Here is a 17611-nt window from a genome sequence, read left to right as displayed (position 1 = left end):
GTTGATAGGCCAGATCTGGAAGCCCGGTAACGGGTGGAGGTGACTGGTACTAATAGGCCGAGGGCTTGTCCTCAGTTGCTCGCGTCCACTGTGTTGGTTCTGAAACCACGAACAACCCCGTATGTCGGGCCACGACTACGGTGCGGTTGACAGTTTCATAGTGTTTCGGTGGTCATAGCGTGAGGGAAACGCCCGGTTACATTCCGAACCCGGAAGCTAAGCCTCACAGCGCCGATGGTACTGCAGGGGGGACCCTGTGGGAGAGTAGGACGCCGCCGAACTCCTTTTGATAAAAGAGCTGGTCCCTGAACTTCGGTTCAGGGACCAGCTCTTTTTTGTTTTGTGGTGGTGCCGCGGCTTGCGGCCGGCCACCCCTCTGCACCCTCGTGCGGCAACTGAGGGTAAGGTCAGGGGGCATCATTGGCTCTTTCCCACAGGAGGCCCCCGGGTGGAGGTCCAGGAGACGCGCGTCCAGACGGACCGTGTCCTCACCATCCCGAACATCCTCAGCATGGCGCGCCTCGCAGGCGTACCCCTCTTCCTGTGGTTGATCCTCAGGCCGGAGTTCGGCGGGCCCAACAGTGACGGATGGGCGCTCCTCGTCCTCGCGTTCAGCGGTATCAGCGACTACCTCGACGGCAAGCTCGCCCGGCGCTGGAACCAGATCAGCAACCTCGGCCGGCTGCTCGACCCCGCGGCCGACCGGCTCTATATCCTCTCGACACTCGTCGGTCTGACCTGGCGCGAGATTCTTCCGCTCTGGCTGACCGCGGTGCTGCTGCTGCGCGAGCTGGTTCTGCTGGTGATGGTCGGGATCCTCAGGCGTCACGGCTATCCGCCGCCGCAGGTGAACTTCCTCGGCAAGGCCGCCACCTTCAACCTGATGTACGCCTTTCCACTACTGCTCCTCAGCGATGGCAGTGGCTGGATCGCTTCACTCGCTGCTATTTTCGGATGGGCGTTCGCAGGATGGGGTACAACGCTCTACTGGTGGGCAGGGATCCTCTACATGGTTCAGGTCCGTCGGCTCATCAAGGCGGACCGTACGGCCGATTGAGCTTGCCGATTCGGCGGCTGTAGAGGCTCGAAGGCCCACATCTCAATATGTGGGCGCAGCTTGGCGGGCTGAGTCGGCTAGATCGTCGTCTATATAGGAGGACGTTTCCGACATGAAGGCCGTCGTGATGGCCGGCGGCGAAGGCACTCGCCTTCGCCCCATGACCTCGAGCATGCCCAAGCCGCTCCTTCCTGTGGCCAATCGGCCGATCATGGAGCACGTGCTGCGCCTGCTGAAGAGGCATGGGCTCACCGAGACCGTAGTGACCGTGCAGTTCTTGGCCTCACTCGTCAAGAACTACTTCGGCGACGGTGAAGAGCTCGGTATGGAGCTCACCTATGCCAATGAGGAGAAGCCACTCGGCACAGCCGGCAGCGTGAAGAATGCCGAAGAAGCGCTGAAGAACGATGCGTTCCTCGTCATCTCAGGCGACGCACTGACCGACTTCGACCTCACCGAGTTGATTAACTTCCACAAGGAGAAGGGCGCGCTTGTCACGGTCTGTCTGACGCGCGTACCGAATCCGCTGGAATTCGGTATCACGATCGTCGACGAAGAGGGAAAGGTCGAGCGCTTCCTGGAGAAGCCGACCTGGGGGCAGGTCTTCTCCGACACGGTGAACACGGGCATCTATGTGATGGAACCCGAGGTGTTCGACTACGTCGACGCCGATGTGCCGGTCGACTGGTCGGGTGATGTCTTCCCGCAGCTCATGAAGGAGGGCAAGCCCGTCTACGGGTATGTCGCCGAGGGCTACTGGGAGGACGTCGGCACGCACGAGAGTTACGTCAAGGCGCAGGCCGACGTGCTGGAGCGCAAGGTCGACGTCGAACTCGACGGGTTCGAGATCTCGCCCGGGGTATGGGTCGCCGAAGGTGCCGAGGTGCACCCCGACGCCGTACTCCGCGGGCCGCTCTATGTCGGGGACTACGCCAAGGTCGAGGCCAACGCCGAGATCCGTGAGCACACCGTCGTGGGCTCGAACGTCGTGGTGAAGACCGGCGCCTTCCTGCACAAGGCGGTGGTGCACGACAACGTCTACATCGGGCAGCACAGCAATCTGCGCGGCTGTGTCGTCGGCAAGAACACCGACATCATGCGTGCCGCCAGGATCGAGGACGGCGCGGTGATCGGCGACGAGTGCCTCGTCGGTGAGGAATCGATCATCCAGGGCAATGTCCGCGTCTATCCGTTCAAGACGATCGAGGCCGGCGCGTTCGTCAACACCTCCGTCATCTGGGAGTCCCGCGGGCAGGCGCACCTCTTCGGGGCCCGTGGCGTGTCCGGGATCCTGAACGTGGAGATCACGCCCGAGCTCGCGGTGCGGCTCGCGGGTGCGTACGCCACGACGCTGAAGAAGGGTTCGACCGTCACCACCGCGCGTGACCACTCGCGTGGTGCGCGGGCACTCAAACGGGCGGTGATCTCGGCGCTGCAGGCCAGCGCCATCGACGTACGCGACCTGGAGAACGTGCCGCTGCCGGTCGCGCGGCAGCAGACCGCGCGGGGCAGCGCGGGCGGCATCATGATCCGGACCACGACCGGGGTGCCGGACTCCGTCGACATCATGTTCTTCGACGGGCAGGGGGCCGATCTGTCGCAGGGGAGCCAGCGCAAGCTGGACCGGGTCTACGCGCGGCAGGAGTACCGGCGTGCCTTCCCCGGTGAGATCGGTGACCTGCACTTCCCGTCGAGCGTGTTCGATTCGTACACGGGTTCGCTGCTGCGTAATGTCGACACCACAGGGGTGGCCGAGTCGGAACTGAAGGTGGTCGTCGACGCGTCCAACGGCAGTGCCGGGCTCGTGCTGCCGAGCCTTCTCGGCAAGCTCGGGGTGGACGCGCTGACGATCAATCCGGGGCTCGACGAGTCCCGGCCCACCGAGACCGTCGACGCCCGCAGGTCGGGCCTCGTACGGCTCGGGGAGATCGTGGCGTCGGCGCGGGCCGCCTTCGGGGTGCGCTTCGACCCGGTCGGTGAGCGGCTCTCGCTCGTCGACGAGAAGGGGCGGATCGTCGAGGACGACCGGGCGCTGCTCGTCATGCTCGACCTGGTGGCCGCCGAGCGGCGCAGCGGTCGGGTGGCGCTGCCGGTGACGACGACGCGCATCGCGGAGCAGGTGGCCGCGTACCACGGCACGCAGGTCGACTGGACGACCACGTCGCCGGACGATCTGACGCGGGTGGGCCGCGGCGACTCGACGATCTTCGGCGGGGACGGGCGTGGCGGGTTCATCGTGCCCGAGTTCAGCGGTGTGTTCGACGGCACCGCAGCCTTCGTACGCCTCATCGGTCTCGTGGCGCGGACGCAGCTCACATTGAGCCAGATCGACGCGCGCATTCCGCGGGCGCACGTGCAGCGGCGTGACCTGGCGACGCCGTGGGCCGTCAAGGGGCTCGTCATGCGGCGCGTGGTGGAGGCGGCGGGGGAGCGGTCCGTGGACACGACGGACGGTGTGCGGGTCGTGGAGACCGACGGTCGGTGGGTGCTCGTGCTGCCCGATCCGGCTGAGGCGGTCACTCATTTGTGGGCAGAAGGGCCGGACGACGCGTCCGCCCAGGCGCTGCTCGACGAGTGGTCCGCGGTGGTGGACAGCGCCGGTCGCTGAGCCGTTCGCGGGCGCCGGGCGGCACGTGCAACAGGTGCTGCCCGGCGCGCCGGTGGGGCCATTCGGAGGTAGCGCCCGCGACGTGCGACGATGTGCGGCATGCCGCAGCAGCCCCCCGTTCGGAGCACCCCCTCGCGCCCCCGGCGCCCGGACGCTTCCATGTCGCTGCTCACCACCGTCATGGACCACAGTCTCGACGAGGGGTACGCGGAGGCGGCGGCCCGGAAGAAGGCCAAGGGGGACAGCGGTGTGCCGCGTCCTCTGCGGGCCAAACTCGGGCTCGCGGCCGGTCTGGTGCTCGCCGCCCTGGTGGTCACGGTGGGGGCCGCACAGGCGCGGATAGCGGCGCCGGTGATCGCCAAGGAGCGTGAGGAGCTCATCGACCGCGTCGAGGACGCGACGGCCGGGGCCGACAAGCTCGAGGACGACGTGGACGAGCTCCGCGACGACGTGGGCGAGCGGCAGCGCGCCGCGCTGAAGAAGCACGGCGGCAGCAAGGGCGAGTTGGTGGGTCTCCTCTCCGGTGCCACGGAGGTCGAGGGGCCCGGTGTGAAGCTCGTCGTGGACGACAAGAAGGAAGCGGACCAGGGTGGCGGCGGGCCGCGCGAGAGCGCCGGTTTCTCCGACACCGGGCGGGTCCGCGACCGCGACATGCAGCGGGTCGTCAACGGCCTGTGGGAGTCCGGCGCCGAGGCGATCTCCATCAATGACCAGCGGCTCACCGCGCTGTCGGCGATCAGGGCCGCGGGTGACGCGATACTGGTCGACAACAGGCCGCTGGTGCCGCCGTATACGGTGCTCGCGGTGGGGGACGGGAAGCGCTTGAGCACCCGGTTCCAGAACAGCCGCGACGGTCAGTATCTGCACGCTCTGCAGGAGAACTTCGGCATCCGGACCAGCATTTCCGTGTCGGACGAGCTCCGGTTGCCGGCCGCGCCGAGTGTGACCGTACGTACAGCAGAGCCGAAAGCAGGAAAGGGCACATCGTGATCGCCGTACTGGGCCTCGTCGTGGGAGTCGTGGCCGGATTGTTGGTTCGGCCCGAGGTTCCGGCGGTGGTCGAGCCGTACCTTCCGATCGCCGTGGTCGCGGCGCTCGATGCCGTGTTCGGAGGTCTGCGCGCGATGCTCGACGGCATCTTCGACGACAAGGTCTTCGTGGTGTCGTTCCTGTCGAACGTGGTGGTGGCCGCCCTGATCGTGTTCCTGGGCGACAAGTTGGGCGTCGGCGCCCAGCTGTCCACCGGCGTCGTCGTGGTCCTCGGCATCCGGATCTTCTCCAACGCGGCCGCGATCCGCCGGCACGTCTTCAGGGCGTGACGCCGATGAGCGCTGACGAGACGCCCGGCTACAACCGGCGCAGGGAGCTCCCCGCCGAGGTCCCCAACGAGCCCGAGACACCCGCGCCGCCGGAGCAGGGGCCGCCGCGGCTCACCGGCCGGCAGCGGCTGGCACAGGGGCTGTGGCCCCCGCGGGTGACGCGGCCTCAACTCATCGTGGCCCTGCTCCTGTTCGTGCTGGGCCTCGGCCTGGCCATCCAGGTGCGGTCCAACAACGACAGCAGTGCGCTGCGCGGCGCACGGCAAGAAGATCTCGTACGCATTCTCGATGAACTGGATGACCGAACTCAGCGTCTGGAAGAGGAGAAGCGGCGCCTCGAGGAGCAGCGGACCGGGCTGGAGAACAGCTCGGACCAGGCGGAAGAGGCCCGCAAGCAGACGGTCGAGCGAGAACGGCAACTCGGCATCCTGGCCGGCACGGTGGCGGCCCAGGGGCCCGGCATCACGCTCTCCATCAAGGACGAGAAGGGGGCGATCGAGGCGGACATGCTGCTCGACGCGATTCAGGAGCTGCGCGCCGCTGGCGCCGAGGCCATCCAGATCAATGACGTACGCGTGGTGGCCAACACCCATTTCTCCGACGCGAGCGGCGGCGGTGTGCGGGTGGACGGGCACAAGGTCGGCGCACCGTACCTCTTCAAGGTGATCGGCAAGCCGCAGGATCTGGAACCTGCGCTGAACATCCCGGGAGGTGTGGTGCAGACTCTGGAGAAGGAGCAGGCCACGGTCGGCGTGACCCGCTCGGAGAAGATCGTCGTGGACGCCTTGCGACCTGCGAAGCAGCCTGACTACGCTCGGTCGTCCTCCCAGTGAGGCGGGGGCGCATGGGGGCCGCCGGTCAAGGGCATGAGGTTGCGGGGGGTCGGCGCACCGAAGGGGTGGTGCGTGGTGGAAACTGTTTGGTGGATACGGACGTTGTGAGGATGTCCGGTTCACCGATGAATAGCGGTGTGTGCAATCAGGGTTCGTCCTGCCCCACGGGCGGGTCTGTTTCGGTCAAGGGGAATCGCCCGTGAAGTTGTTTGCGAAGTTGTTCGGCAAGAGCGCACGTGAGGACAGCGGCAATCCCGCCACTGCCCGGCACCGTGCCCCGCGCCATGGAGATGGCGAGGACCAGGGCGGCGAGCGCCCCATGTTCCGCGATCAGGTCGCTGGTCCAGGTGGTGACATTTCGGGCGGACAGGGCGCGTCGTCTGTTGACCCTGCCGGTCCCGGCCGCATAGGTTTCGGAGAACCGTCAACCTCAAGTACGGGTGGAGGGTTCGCCCCCGATCCGTACGCAACGAATGCCCCCGCGGGGCAGCCGCGGCAGGAGGATCCGTCCATGGCCCTGGTGTGTACGAGGTGCGGGAACCGGAATGCGGAAGCGAGCCGGTTCTGCTCCAACTGCGGCGCTCCGCTGCGGGCTGGGGCCACGCCCGAGCGGGCGTCCGAGACGACCTCGACGATCTCCATCTCGGGCCTGGAGGCCTACGACGCGGAGGTGACCGGGCAGAACCCCTCGCCCGCGCTCTCTCCGGAGGCTCAGGCCGCCGTCGACGCGCTGCCGCTGGGCTCGGCGCTCCTCGTGGTGCGCCGCGGTCCGAACTCGGGCAGCCGTTTCCTGCTCGACGGTGATCTGACCACGGCGGGACGTCACCCGCAGAGCGACATCTTCCTCGACGACGTGACGGTGTCGCGTCGCCACGTGGAGTTCCGTCGCGTCCAGGACGGTTCCTTCACCGTCGCCGACGTGGGCAGTCTGAACGGCACGTACGTCAACCGGGAGCGGATCGACTCCGTCGCGCTGTCCAACGGCGATGAGGTCCAGATCGGTAAGTACCGACTGGTCTTCTACGCGAGCCAGCGGGGCATCTGATCCTCTCCCGGATCCGTCCGGGGGGACCCCCAGGGAAGGTCCATGCTGCAAACACCGAGGGGCGGTGCCGGTCACGGCACCGCCGCCGCGGACCGTCGGCTGATGAGCATCGGTACCGTGCTGAACGAGCTGCGGGACGAGTTTCCCGAGGTCACCATCTCCAAGATCAGGTTCTTGGAGTCCGAGGGCCTCATCGAGCCGGAGCGCACGCCTTCGGGCTACCGGAAGTTCAGCCCGGAGGACGTCGAGCGCCTCGCTCACGTGCTGCGGATACAGCGGGACCACTATCTGCCGCTCAAGGTCATCCGTGAGTACCTCGACGCCCTGGAGCGCGGTGAGCGGGCCCCGCTGCCCTCTCTGGGGCGGCAGCGGGACGCCGGTGACACCGAGGGCCAGGACGACTTCGAAGGGCCGACCGCCGCCCGTGTGGGGCGGGACGAGCTGCTGGCCGTCGTCGAGATCGACGAGGGGCAGCTCGCGGAGTGGGAGACGTACGGTCTCCTCGCTCCGCTGCCCGACGGCGGCTACGACGCCGAGGCGGTCACGGTCGCCACGCTCGTGGTCGAGCTCGGCAGGTTCGGAATCGAGCCGCGGCACCTTCGCGCCATGAAGGCCGCCGCCGAGCGGGAGGCCGGGCTCGTCGACCAGATCGTCGCGCCGCTGCGGCGGCACCGTAATCCGCAGACCAGGGCCCACGCCGAGGCCCGTACCAAAGAGCTGGCGGGTCTCACGGGGAAGCTGCACTCGGCGCTGGTGCAGACCGCGCTCGGGGTCAGACTGCCCTGATCCGATGGGTGCCCCGCCGTTACTCGGCGGGTGCCCGACTACCCAAACCTGCCAGCCACGTCCTAGGGTTGCTGTGTGAACGAGCTCGACGTCGTAGGTGTCCGGGTCGAAATGCCCTCCAACCAACCGATCGTGCTCCTGCGTGAAGTGGGAGGCGACCGCTACCTCCCCATCTGGATCGGACCGGGGGAGGCGACCGCGATCGCCTTCGCTCAGCAGGGCATGGCACCCGCACGGCCGCTGACCCACGACCTGTTCAAGGACGTGCTGGAGGCGGTGGGCCAGGAGCTCTCCGAAGTGCGCATCACCGACCTCCGCGAAGGGGTCTTCTACGCGGAGCTGGTCTTCGCGAGCGGGGTCGAGGTGAGCGCCCGGCCGTCCGACGCCATAGCGCTCGCGCTGCGCACCGGGACGCCGATCTACGGAAGTGACGGTGTCCTCGACGACGCGGGCATCGCGATCCCGGACGAGCAGGAGGACGAGGTGGAGAAGTTCCGCGAGTTCCTCGACCAGATCTCGCCCGAGGACTTCGGTACCAACAGCCAGTGAGCCGCCTCCGGGCGGCCCGCGCCGGACCATTCGGCTAGCCTTTCCCGGCGGTGAGTCACGGGAAACCACTCTCAGGGTGATTATCACTCGGCGTGCCTAGTGTGGCGATCGTTGACGAGCCCCTGGTGACTGCCTACCGTCGAGAAGGCAGGTCAAGGACGGAGGTCGGCGTGAGAAGCAGCGGCGACGGTACGGCGGTGGGCGGTCCGTACCCGTTTCACGGCAGCGCGGCCGATCACTCTCCGAAACGGCCCATGGCGGTCCAGGGGAGCGGGGACGCGACGTTCGAGAATTCCGAGCAGATCGGGTATCGCGGTCCCACCGCGTGTGCGGCCGCGGGGATCACGTACCGACAGCTCGACTACTGGGCCCGTACGGGCCTGGTCGAGCCCAGTGTGCGGGCCGCGGGCGGGTCGGGTACCCAGCGGCTCTACAGCTTCAGGGACGTCGTCGTCCTGAAGATCGTGAAGCGGTTCCTCGACACCGGGGTGTCGCTGCAGAACATCCGCACCACGGTCCAGCACCTGCGCGAGCGCGGGTTCCGTGACCTGGAGCGGATGACGCTGATGAGCGACGGGGCGACGGTGTACGAGTGCACGTCGCCCAGTGAGGTCCACGATCTGCTCCAGGGGGGTCAGGGCGTCTTCGGGATCGCCGTGGGTGTCGTCTGGCGCGACGTCGAGTCCGCGCTGTCCCAGTTGCACGGCGAGCGCATCGACACCGGGGAGACGCTGGTCGGGCACAATCCCGCCGACGAGCTCGCCAGACGCCGCAACAGGGCCGTCTGAGGGCTTCGACAGGGCTTCCGTGGTTCTTCCCGGTCCCCTTCGGAGCTTTCCTCGGCCCCGTCGGCATCAACGCCGCTCCAGCGCCGCTTCGCATGGCGCGGGGCGGCGTTGTCAGTGGCGTAGGGCAGCATCGAGGGTGTGAGAAGCGCGCCGACGATTCTGCATCTGGACATGGATGCCTTCTACGCGTCCGCGGAGCAGGCCGCGAAGCCGAGCCTGCGCGGGAAAGCCGTGGTCGTGGGCGGACTCGGGCCGCGTGGCGTGGTGGCCACCGCGTCGTACGAGGCGCGGCGGTTCGGGGTGCACTCGGCGATGCCGATGGGGCAGGCGCGCAGGCTCGCGCCGAACGCGGCGTACCTCGTGCCGCGCTTCGGGCTGTACCGGGAGGTCAGCGAGCAGGTGATGGGGTTGCTGCGGGAGCTGTCGCCGCTGGTGGAGCCGCTCAGCCTGGACGAGGCGTTCGTGGACCTGGAGGCGGGCGGCGTCGCCGATGACGAGGCGTCGGCCAGGGCCGTCGGGGAGCGGCTGCGGTCGGACATCAGGGCGGTGACCGGGCTGACCGGGTCGGTGGGCCTCGCGGTCTCCAAGATGCTCGCGAAGATCGCCTCGGAGGAGGCCAAGCCGGACGGGCTGCGGCTGATAGCACCGGGGACGGAGCGGGCCCTGCTGGGGCCCATGTCGGTGCGTACGTTGCCCGGGGTGGGTCCCGCCACCGGGGACCATCTGCGGCGGGGCGGGATCACGACGGTCGAGGAGATCGCGGAGGCAGGCGAGGACGAGCTCGTACGGCTGCTCGGGAAGGCGCACGGGGGCTCGCTGTACGCGATGGCGCTCGCGCAGGACGAGCGGCCCGTGGTGGCGGAGCGGGACACCAAGTCGGTCAGCGTCGAGGACACCTACGACGTGGACATCCATGACCGGGTGCGGGTCCGTACGGAGGTCGCGCGGCTCGCCGAGCGGTGTGTGCAGCGCCTGCGGGCGGCGGGGCACTCGGGGCGGACCATCGTGCTGAAGGTGCGCAGGTTCGACTTCTCGACGCTGACGCGGTCCGAGACGCTGCGGGGGCCCACGGACGATCCCGGGGTGGTGCGGGAGGCCGCGGCGCGCCTTCTGGAGTCGGTGGACACCACGGGCGGGGTACGGCTGCTGGGTGTGGGGGTCACGGGGCTGGCCGACTACACGCAGGAGGACCTGTTCGCGCAGGCACAGGCGGAAGCGGTGGCGGCCGAGGTCGAAGCCGCGGCTGAGGCGGGAGTGGTGGTCGGCGCGGAGGTCTCGGCGGGGGCGGACGAGAGCGGCGCGGGTGAGCCGGAAGCGGAGGCGGTCGAGGAGGCGGTGGGGCCGGCGCCGGCCGAGCGGCGGTGGGCGGCCGGGCACGATGTGCGGCACGCCGAGTACGGGCACGGCTGGGTGCAGGGGAGCGGCCTGGGGCGGGTGACGGTGCGCTTCGAGACGCCCGGGTCCGAGCCGGGGCGGGTGCGGACGTTCAGGACCGACGACCTGGATCTTGAGCTCGCGGAGCCCTTGCCGTTGGTGGGCGTGGGGGTGCCCAGCGGGTGGGCCGAGCGGGAGGGGGCGCGGGTGGCGCCCGTGGCGCCGGGGCAGGAGTGAGGCGCTGGCGTCGATCGGGGAGGCGGGCAAGCAGGCGGGTGTGTGGCGCGTGTCGGTCGGGACCCAAGGGCGGTGTGCCGTGGGTCAGGACGCTTCTGAGCCGGCGATCTGGCCGAAGTCCTGGTCGGGCGGGGGCGACTGCGGGAGCGTGGTGTCCAGGCCGTAGTGGTGGTAGAGCTGGAGTTCCTGCTCGGGGGAGAGGTGGCGGCCCACGCCGAAGTCGGGGGCGTCCTTGATCAGGGCGCGGTCGAAGGGGATGTGCAGGGTCCCGTCGCCGATCAGCTCGCTCGGTTCCAGGGGGACGAAGGCGTCGCGGCTGAAGAGGCCGGTGCGTATGGCCGCCCACTCCGGGACGCCGGTCGCGTCGTCGAGGTACACCTCGTCGATCGTGCCGATCTTCGCCCCGTTCCGGTCGAACGCCTTGCGGCCGATCAGGTTCCGCGGATCGATGTCGGTCTGCACGGGCCCTCCAGCTGGTCGAGGGGAATCGAATATGGGCGCAACTCATCTTTAATCGTTCGTACTCACTACGAAAGAGCACTTCGGGGCAGGCGGCCACTCGAACGAACGGCCGTGGTCCTCGCTGGTAGGCTGGCGCCTGGCTGCTGACCCCGTGCGGGAGAGCTCTCCGGAGGACGATTCCGGAGGCGCCGAAGGAGCAAATCCTCCCCGGAATCTCTCAGGCACCCGTACCGCACGGACGAGGTCACTCTGGAAAGCAGGGCGGGCGTCGGGCGGGCACGTTCGGGACCCTTCCTCACCGACGGTGAAAGCAGATCTGCCGCTGGACCGGGCGGGCCTGTGAAGCTCTCAGGTTGAGATGACAGAGGGGGAGGCCGTCCGGGTACCCGCGCCGTGGTACCCCTCGCAGGTCGTGCAGACCAGGAGGCCTCCGCCATGACTGCCACCAATCGCATCCCGCTCTCCGAGCTCGAGCAGGGCATCCCCTTCGAGCAGCGGCACATCGGGCCCGATGCGGAAGCGCGGGCCAAGATGCTCGCCCAGGTCGGGTACGGCTCGCTCGACGAGCTGACGGCCGCCGCGGTGCCGGATGTGATCAAGAACGCCGAAGCGCTGAACCTGCCCGGTGCGCGCACCGAGGCCGAGGTGCTCGCCGAACTGCGTTCGCTCGCCGACCGCAACCAGGTCCTCGATTCCATGATCGGGCTCGGCTACTACGGGACCTTCACCCCGCCGGTCATCCTGCGGAACGTGATGGAGAACCCCGCCTGGTACACCGCCTACACGCCGTACCAGCCCGAGATCTCGCAGGGCCGGCTCGAGGCGCTGCTCAACTTCCAGACCATGGTCGCCGAGCTGACGGGGCTGCCCACCTCGGGCGCCTCGCTCCTGGACGAGGGCACGGCCGCCGCCGAGGCGATGGCCCTCTCGCGGCGCATGGGCAAGGTGAAGAACGGCGTGTTCGTCATCGACGCCGACACGCTGCCGCAGACCGTCGCCGTCATCCGGACCCGCGCCGAGCCGACCGGTGTCGAGGTCGTCGTCGCCGATCTGAGCGAGGGCGTACCCGCCGAGGTCGCCGAGCGCGGTGTGGTGGGCGTGCTCGTCCAGTACCCGGGCGCCTCCGGTGTCGTACGGGACATCAAGCCGCTGATCGACCAGGCGCACGAGCTCGGCGCGGTCGTCACGGTCGCCGCCGATCTGCTCGCGCTCACGCTGCTCACCTCGCCCGGTGAGCTCGGCGCCGACATCGCCGTCGGTACGACGCAGCGCTTCGGTGTGCCGATGGGCTTCGGCGGACCGCACGCCGGTTACATGGCGGTGCGCGAGAAGTTCGCGCGCAGCCTGCCGGGCCGGCTCGTCGGCGTCTCCGTCGACGCCGACGGCAACAAGGCGTACCGCCTCGCGCTCCAGACCCGTGAGCAGCACATCCGCCGTGAGAAGGCCACCAGCAACATCTGTACCGCTCAGGTGCTGCTCGCGGTCATGGCCGGAATGTACGCCGTGTACCACGGACCCGAGGGCCTCAAGTCGATCGCGCGGCGCACCCACCGGTACGCGACGCTGCTCGCCGCCGGGCTCACCGCGGGGGGCGTCGAGGTCGTGCACGGCGCGTACTTCGACACGCTGACCGTGCGCGTCGCGGGCAAGGCCGAGGCGCACGTCTCCGCCGCCCGCGAGGGTGGCGTGAACATCCACCAGATCGACGCCGACCACGTCTCCATCGCCTGCGACGAGACGACCACGCGCAAGCAACTGACCGCCGTGTGGGGCGCCTTCGGGGTCGACGCCGACATCGACGCGCTGGACGCCGAGGCCGCGGACACGCTGCCCGAGGCCCTGCTGCGCGGTGACGACTACCTGGCGCACCCGGTCTTCCACCAGCACCGCTCCGAGACGTCGATGCTGCGCTACCTGCGCAAGCTGGCCGACCGTGACTACGCGCTGGACCGCGGCATGATCCCGCTGGGCTCCTGCACCATGAAGCTCAACGCGACCACCGAGATGGAGCCGGTCACCTGGCCCGAGTTCGGGCAGCTGCACCCCTTCGCGCCCGCCCAGCAGGCGCAGGGCTACCTCACGCTCATCCGTGAGCTGGAGGAGCGGCTCGCCGAGGTCACCGGCTACGACAAGGTCTCGCTCCAGCCCAACGCCGGGTCGCAGGGTGAGCTCGCGGGCCTGCTCGCCGTGCGCGGCTACCACCGTGCCAACGGCGACGAGCAGCGCACCGTCTGCCTCATCCCGTCCTCCGCGCACGGCACGAACGCCGCGAGCGCCGTGATGGCGGGGATGAAGGTCGTCGTCGTCAAGACCGCCGACGACGGCGAGATCGACGTCGAGGACCTGCGCGCCAAGATCGAGAAGCACCGCGACGAGCTGTCCGTGCTGATGATCACCTACCCGTCGACGCACGGCGTCTTCGAGGAGCACGTCGCCGACATCTGCGCGTCGGTGCACGAGGCCGGCGGTCAGGTGTACGTCGACGGCGCCAACCTCAACGCGCTGGTGGGCCTCGCCAAGCCGGGCCACTTCGGCGGCGACGTCTCGCACCTGAACCTGCACAAGACCTTCTGCATCCCGCACGGCGGCGGCGGTCCCGGTGTCGGTCCCGTCGGTGTGCGCGAGCACCTGGCGCCGTACCTGCCCAACCACCCGCTGCAGCCCGCCGCCGGTCCCGAGACCGGGGTGGGTCCGATCTCCGCAGCGCCGTGGGGCTCGGCCGGAATCCTGCCGATCTCCTGGTCGTACGTGCGTCTGATGGGCGGCGAGGGACTCAAGCGCGCCACCCAGGTCGCGGTGCTCTCCGCCAACTACATCGCCAAGCGCCTGGAGCCGCACTTCCCGGTGCTCTACACCGGTCCCGGCGGTCTGGTGGCGCACGAGTGCATCATCGATCTGCGGCCGCTGAGCAAGGCGACCGGCGTCAGCGTCGACGACATCGCCAAGCGGCTCATCGACTACGGCTTCCACGCGCCGACCATGTCGTTCCCGGTCGCGGGGACGCTGATGATCGAGCCGACGGAGAGCGAGGACCTGGTCGAGATCGACCGGTTCTGCGAGGCGATGATCGCGATCCGCGCGGAGATCGAGAAGGTCGGTTCGGGCGAGTGGGCCGCGGACGACAACCCGCTGCGGAACGCGCCGCACACCGCGGCCGCCCTGGGCGGTGCGTGGGAGCACGCCTACAGCCGTGAGGAGGCCGTCTTCCCCGCCGGTGTCGTCGCGTCGGACAAGTACTGGCCGCCGGTGCGCCGCATCGACCAGGCGTACGGCGACCGGAACCTGGTCTGCTCCTGCCCGCCGCTGGATGCGTACGAGGACTGATGCGCGCGGCCCGCTCGGTGCGGGCATGCGTCGGGGCCGGTTCGGAGAAGTCTCTCCGGGCCGGCCCCTCGTTCGTTCTTCCGTGCGGATGTGCCGGCGGCGCTCAGGCGGCCGTCATGATCTGGTCGGTGCCCAGCGGTCGGTGCGGGGCGATGATCTGGCCGTCCGGCAGCAGCTCACCGGTGTCCTCGAAGAGCAGGACGCCGTTGCACAGCAGGCTCCAGCCCTGCTCCGGGTGGCTCGCCATGAGGAGCGCGGCTTCCCGGTCGGCGGAGTCGGCTGTCGGGCACGGTGGTTGGTGCTGGCACATGGAAGGGTTCTTTCGCTGCGATGAGATGGCTGTGACGTCTGTCCTGTGGCTCGATGCGGTGTTCATAACCGCCCCCCGTTGTAGTCGGTCCGATCCCAGTGTTGCCCTACGAGCGTCAATCCGCAGGGATTTTGCCGCAGCGGCTCCTACTGCTTAAGGACGTATCACCCGCCCGGACGGTTCAGCTCAACTCCCCTGTCTCTTCGGGTGGTTCGGGGTGGCCCGGCCGGGCTAGTCCACTTGGGTGGGCAGCGCCGTGCCCCGCGGCCGGTGGCGGCGGGGCACGTGCGGCGCGCCGGTCCCCCGGCCGGCTCCGCGGGTCGGTCAGGCGGGCGAGCCGAGCAGCGGCGCGGGCGCCGGTGCCAGTCGGTGGGTGAGCACCGGCAGCAGTTCGGCGACGCGGTGCGGGCGGTGGGCCGCGATGCCGGGCGGCGCGGGCGCGAGGGGGACGAGCAGATCGGTGGCGGCGAGCGTGCCGTCCGCGCCGTCGTCCGTGCAGTCGCGGTGCAGCCAGAGCGTGAGCATATACAGCTCGGGTACCGAGAGCAGGCGGGGCTGGCAGGTCATCGGCATGGCCTCGGCGTGCCGCAGGGCGCGTTCGGTGGCGGCTATGTAAGGGCCTTCGAAGAAATGGGAGAAGGCCCAGCCGTCCGGCGTGAGCATCGTGTCGGCGGCGGCCACCGCGCGCTCGCCGCAGCGGATGAGGAAACGCCAGCCGGCCAGCCGGGTGGGCGAGGTGCCCTCCGGTGTGATGCGGTCCAACACGTGGACGGGCAGCGGGAGTTCGGGGCTCGCCGGGCCTTGGGCCGAGCGCAGCGAGGGGGTGCGGGCCTCACGTACGGCTGTGGGGGAACCGAGTGCCGCGAGGACGCTGCGCAGGGCAGGCGCGGGGGCAGGGGGAACATGCAGCGGCATGGTGGGTCGCCTCTCTCATACGACAGGCACGGTGGAGCGGGGGGACAGATGCGGACGGCGCTGTCAGCTCTGGGCCAGAGGGGCGGGGGCAGTGGACCGCGAGCGCCAACTCTCTGTCTCGGAGCGGAGTTTATACGAGACGTGTTCGGACGGTGTTTCATCTAGACGCCGCAGATATTGCCGACAAGGCGGCAATGAGCCGTCCTTGTGCGGTATTTCTCCCGATATCGCGGGCGGCCCGCTTCCTCGACCTCCCGGTATTTCGCCCGCGCGGTCGGCTGAATTTCGCCGGTATATTTGACCAGGCGCCCGGAAGCGAATCTTCACCATGCCGCATGCCTGGTGAATGTGCCGTACGGCAACTCCGTCGAGCGTAGCGGCCCGCGGTCGTCCATGGGGCGTTATGGATCACATCGACTGGGCATCATCCCCCGTACACAGCGGCCGGATCCTTGGCTGCCCATCCGAGGGAGGGACGCTTCGATGGGGGAGAAGGTCGTGGCGGGCACGTTCGACCTGTCCGATCGGCACGTGTATCGGAAGAAGCTCCGGGAGTGTCTCAGGGGGCTGGAGCGGCTTCTGGAGGAGCAGCGGTTCGACCGCCCCAAGAATCTGATGGGCATGGAGATCGAGCTGAATCTGGCCGGGCCCGACGGGCTGCCGAGAATGTTGAACGCGCAGGTTCTCGAGCGCATCGCGAGCCGGGATTTCCAGACGGAACTCGGAATGTTCAATCTGGAAGTGAATATCGCCCCGCACCGTATGGGAGGGCGTGTTCTCGATCAGCTCGCGGAGGAGCTGCGCACGGGTCTCAACTATGCCCACAGAAAAGCGAACGAACTGAACGCCGGCATCGTGATGATCGGTATTCTCCCGACGCTCGGCCGCGCCGACCTGGTCTCCGCGAACCTCTCCGACGTCGACCGTTACGCGCTGCTCAACGACCAGATCGTGGCGGCCCGCGGCGAGCACTTCGCGCTCGACATCGAGGGCGTCGAGCGGCTGACCTGTACGTCCTCGTCGATAGCGCCCGAGGCGGCGTGTACCTCGGTGCAGCTGCACCTCCAGGTCACCCCCGGCCGGTTCGCCGACGTGTGGAACGCGGCGCAGGCGATCGCCGCGGCGCAGGTCGCCGTCGGCGCCAACGCGCCGTTCCTGTTCGGCCGCGAGCTGTGGCGCGAGTCGCGCCCGCCGCTGTTCCTCCAGTCCACCGACACGCGCCCGCCCGAGTTGCAGGTCCAGGGGGTGCGGCCGCGCACCTGGTTCGGGGAGCGCTGGATCAGCAAGCCGTACGACCTCTTCGAGGAGAACCTGCGCTACTTCCCCGCGCTGCTGCCCCTGATGGACCAGGAGGACCCGCTGGGCGTCATCGACGCGGGCGGGGTGCCGCAGCTCGGTGAACTCGTCCTGCACAACGGGACCGTGTACCGGTGGAACCGCCCGGTGTACGGCATCGCCGACGGCGTCCCGCATCTGCGCGTGGAGAACCGCGTGCTGCCCGCGGGGCCCACCGTCACCGACGTCATCGCCAACGCCGCCTTCTACTACGGGCTCGTGCGGGCGCTCGCCGAAGAGGCACGGCCCGTGTGGTCTCGGCTGCCCTTCGAGGCCGCCGAGCGGAACTTCGACGCGGCGTGTCGGCACGGCATCGAGGCGCGGTTGCAGTGGCCGCGGCGCGGCAGGCTCGGGGGCGTCGCCGAGGTGCCCGCCGTGCAGCTCGTCCGCGACGAACTGCTGCCGCTCGCCGCGGCGGGCCTCGACGCGTGGGGCGTCGAGCCCGCCGACCGCGATCTCTACCTCGGGGTGATCGAGGAGCGGTGCAGGCTGCGGGTGAACGGGGCGTCCTGGCAGACGGCGACGTACCACCGGGCGCTGGAGCGCGGGCTCGACAGGGAGGCCGCGCTCGCCGCGACCACCCGGCGCTACAGCGAGCTGATGCACGCGGGCGAGCCGGTGCACACCTGGCCCGTGGGGCTCAGGGAACCGGCCGTGCCGCTCGGCTGA

General features: G+C 69.1%; 15 protein-coding genes, 1 rRNA gene and 1 riboswitch. Of the genes, 13 read left to right on the top strand and 3 right to left on the bottom strand.

Annotated features, from left to right (window positions below; translation table 11 throughout):
- The first annotated feature begins 164 nt into the window (after positions 1-164).
- The 11 genes from rrf (at position 165) to ACIO9J_RS05580 (ending at position 10596) form a co-directional block, all read left to right on the top strand.
- Positions 165-281 (top strand): 5S ribosomal RNA (rrf, locus tag ACIO9J_RS05630).
- A 167-nt stretch (positions 282-448) separates the two neighbouring features.
- The gene (locus ACIO9J_RS05625) at positions 449-1057 is read left to right on the top strand and encodes a CDP-alcohol phosphatidyltransferase family protein (RefSeq protein ID WP_055544981.1); all 609 of its coding nucleotides are present in this window, start codon (positions 449-451) and stop codon (positions 1055-1057) included.
- Positions 1058-1169: 112 nt separating this feature from the next.
- Positions 1170-3665, top strand: a complete 2496-nt coding sequence (locus ACIO9J_RS05620) for a sugar phosphate nucleotidyltransferase (protein WP_401992943.1) — start codon at positions 1170-1172, stop codon at positions 3663-3665.
- A 90-nt stretch (positions 3666-3755) separates the two neighbouring features.
- Entirely contained in the window at positions 3756-4655 is a 900-nt protein-coding gene (locus ACIO9J_RS05615; protein ID WP_401992940.1) for a DUF881 domain-containing protein, read from the top strand.
- Entirely contained in the window at positions 4652-4984 is a 333-nt protein-coding gene (locus ACIO9J_RS05610; protein ID WP_003988855.1) for a small basic family protein, read from the top strand. The genes ACIO9J_RS05615 and ACIO9J_RS05610 overlap by 4 nt, the downstream gene beginning before the upstream one ends.
- A 5-nt stretch (positions 4985-4989) precedes the next feature.
- On the top strand, positions 4990-5817 hold the full coding sequence (locus ACIO9J_RS05605; RefSeq protein WP_401992937.1) for a DUF881 domain-containing protein: 828 nt from the start codon (positions 4990-4992) through the stop codon (positions 5815-5817).
- 511 nt (positions 5818-6328) lie between these two features.
- Entirely contained in the window at positions 6329-6862 is a 534-nt protein-coding gene (locus ACIO9J_RS05600) for an FHA domain-containing protein (RefSeq protein WP_055544985.1), read from the top strand.
- Positions 6863-6904: 42 nt separating this feature from the next.
- A complete protein-coding gene (locus tag ACIO9J_RS05595; RefSeq protein ID WP_401992934.1) occupies positions 6905-7648 on the top strand; it encodes a MerR family transcriptional regulator in 744 nt (247 codons plus the stop codon).
- Positions 7649-7723: 75 nt separating this feature from the next.
- The gene (locus tag ACIO9J_RS05590; protein ID WP_030794342.1) at positions 7724-8197 is read left to right on the top strand and encodes a bifunctional nuclease family protein; all 474 of its coding nucleotides are present in this window, start codon (positions 7724-7726) and stop codon (positions 8195-8197) included.
- A gap of 170 nt (positions 8198-8367) precedes the next feature.
- Entirely contained in the window at positions 8368-8985 is a 618-nt protein-coding gene (locus tag ACIO9J_RS05585) for a MerR family transcriptional regulator (protein WP_401992931.1), read from the top strand.
- 138 nt (positions 8986-9123) lie between these two features.
- Complete coding sequence (locus ACIO9J_RS05580) at positions 9124-10596, top strand: DNA polymerase IV (RefSeq protein WP_401992928.1); 1473 nt, start codon at positions 9124-9126, stop codon at positions 10594-10596.
- Between the two features lie 84 nt (positions 10597-10680).
- Here the strand turns inward: ACIO9J_RS05580 and ACIO9J_RS05575 are convergent, their stop codons facing one another.
- Positions 10681-11058, bottom strand: a complete 378-nt coding sequence (locus ACIO9J_RS05575) for a PRC-barrel domain-containing protein (RefSeq protein WP_401992925.1) — start codon at positions 11056-11058, stop codon at positions 10681-10683.
- A 144-nt stretch (positions 11059-11202) separates the two neighbouring features.
- Positions 11203-11301, top strand: a riboswitch (glycine riboswitch).
- 192 nt (positions 11302-11493) lie between these two features.
- On the opposite strand from ACIO9J_RS05575, the gene gcvP reads away from it, so the two are divergent.
- Positions 11494-14382, top strand: coding sequence for an aminomethyl-transferring glycine dehydrogenase (gcvP, locus tag ACIO9J_RS05570; protein WP_401992922.1), 2889 nt, complete (start codon positions 11494-11496; stop codon positions 14380-14382).
- A gap of 103 nt (positions 14383-14485) precedes the next feature.
- Here the strand turns inward: gcvP and ACIO9J_RS05565 are convergent, their stop codons facing one another.
- Together ACIO9J_RS05565 and ACIO9J_RS05560 are read right to left on the bottom strand one after the other, a co-directional pair.
- The gene (locus ACIO9J_RS05565) at positions 14486-14692 is read right to left on the bottom strand and encodes a DUF5999 family protein (protein WP_030794330.1); all 207 of its coding nucleotides are present in this window, start codon (positions 14690-14692) and stop codon (positions 14486-14488) included.
- Positions 14693-15016: 324 nt separating this feature from the next.
- A complete protein-coding gene (locus ACIO9J_RS05560) occupies positions 15017-15607 on the bottom strand; it encodes a hypothetical protein (protein ID WP_401992919.1) in 591 nt (196 codons plus the stop codon).
- 483 nt (positions 15608-16090) lie between these two features.
- Here ACIO9J_RS05560 and ACIO9J_RS05555 point away from each other — a divergent pair, with 483 nt between their 5' ends.
- Positions 16091-17611, top strand: coding sequence for a glutamate--cysteine ligase (locus ACIO9J_RS05555; protein WP_401992916.1), 1521 nt, complete (start codon positions 16091-16093; stop codon positions 17609-17611).

Source organism: Streptomyces sp. NPDC087300, assembly GCF_044744425.1.
Classification (GTDB): domain Bacteria; phylum Actinomycetota; class Actinomycetes; order Streptomycetales; family Streptomycetaceae; genus Streptomyces.
This window is presented reverse-complemented; position numbering and strand designations above follow the sequence as displayed.

Coding starts and splice junctions, on each gene's coding strand:
- ACIO9J_RS05620 (WP_401992943.1), top strand. CDS start 1,170: ATGAAGGCCGTCGTGATGGCCGGCGGCGAAGGCACTCGCCTTCGCCCC.
- ACIO9J_RS05615 (WP_401992940.1), top strand. CDS start 3,756: ATGTGCGGCATGCCGCAGCAGCCCCCCGTTCGGAGCACCCCCTCGCGC.
- ACIO9J_RS05605 (WP_401992937.1), top strand. CDS start 4,990: ATGAGCGCTGACGAGACGCCCGGCTACAACCGGCGCAGGGAGCTCCCC.
- ACIO9J_RS05600 (WP_055544985.1), top strand. CDS start 6,329: ATGGCCCTGGTGTGTACGAGGTGCGGGAACCGGAATGCGGAAGCGAGC.
- ACIO9J_RS05595 (WP_401992934.1), top strand. CDS start 6,905: ATGCTGCAAACACCGAGGGGCGGTGCCGGTCACGGCACCGCCGCCGCG.
- gcvP (WP_401992922.1), top strand. CDS start 11,494: ATGACTGCCACCAATCGCATCCCGCTCTCCGAGCTCGAGCAGGGCATC.
- ACIO9J_RS05565 (WP_030794330.1), bottom strand. CDS start 14,692: ATGTGCCAGCACCAACCACCGTGCCCGACAGCCGACTCCGCCGACCGG.
- ACIO9J_RS05560 (WP_401992919.1), bottom strand. CDS start 15,607: ATGCCGCTGCATGTTCCCCCTGCCCCCGCGCCTGCCCTGCGCAGCGTC.
- ACIO9J_RS05555 (WP_401992916.1), top strand. CDS start 16,091: ATGGGGGAGAAGGTCGTGGCGGGCACGTTCGACCTGTCCGATCGGCAC.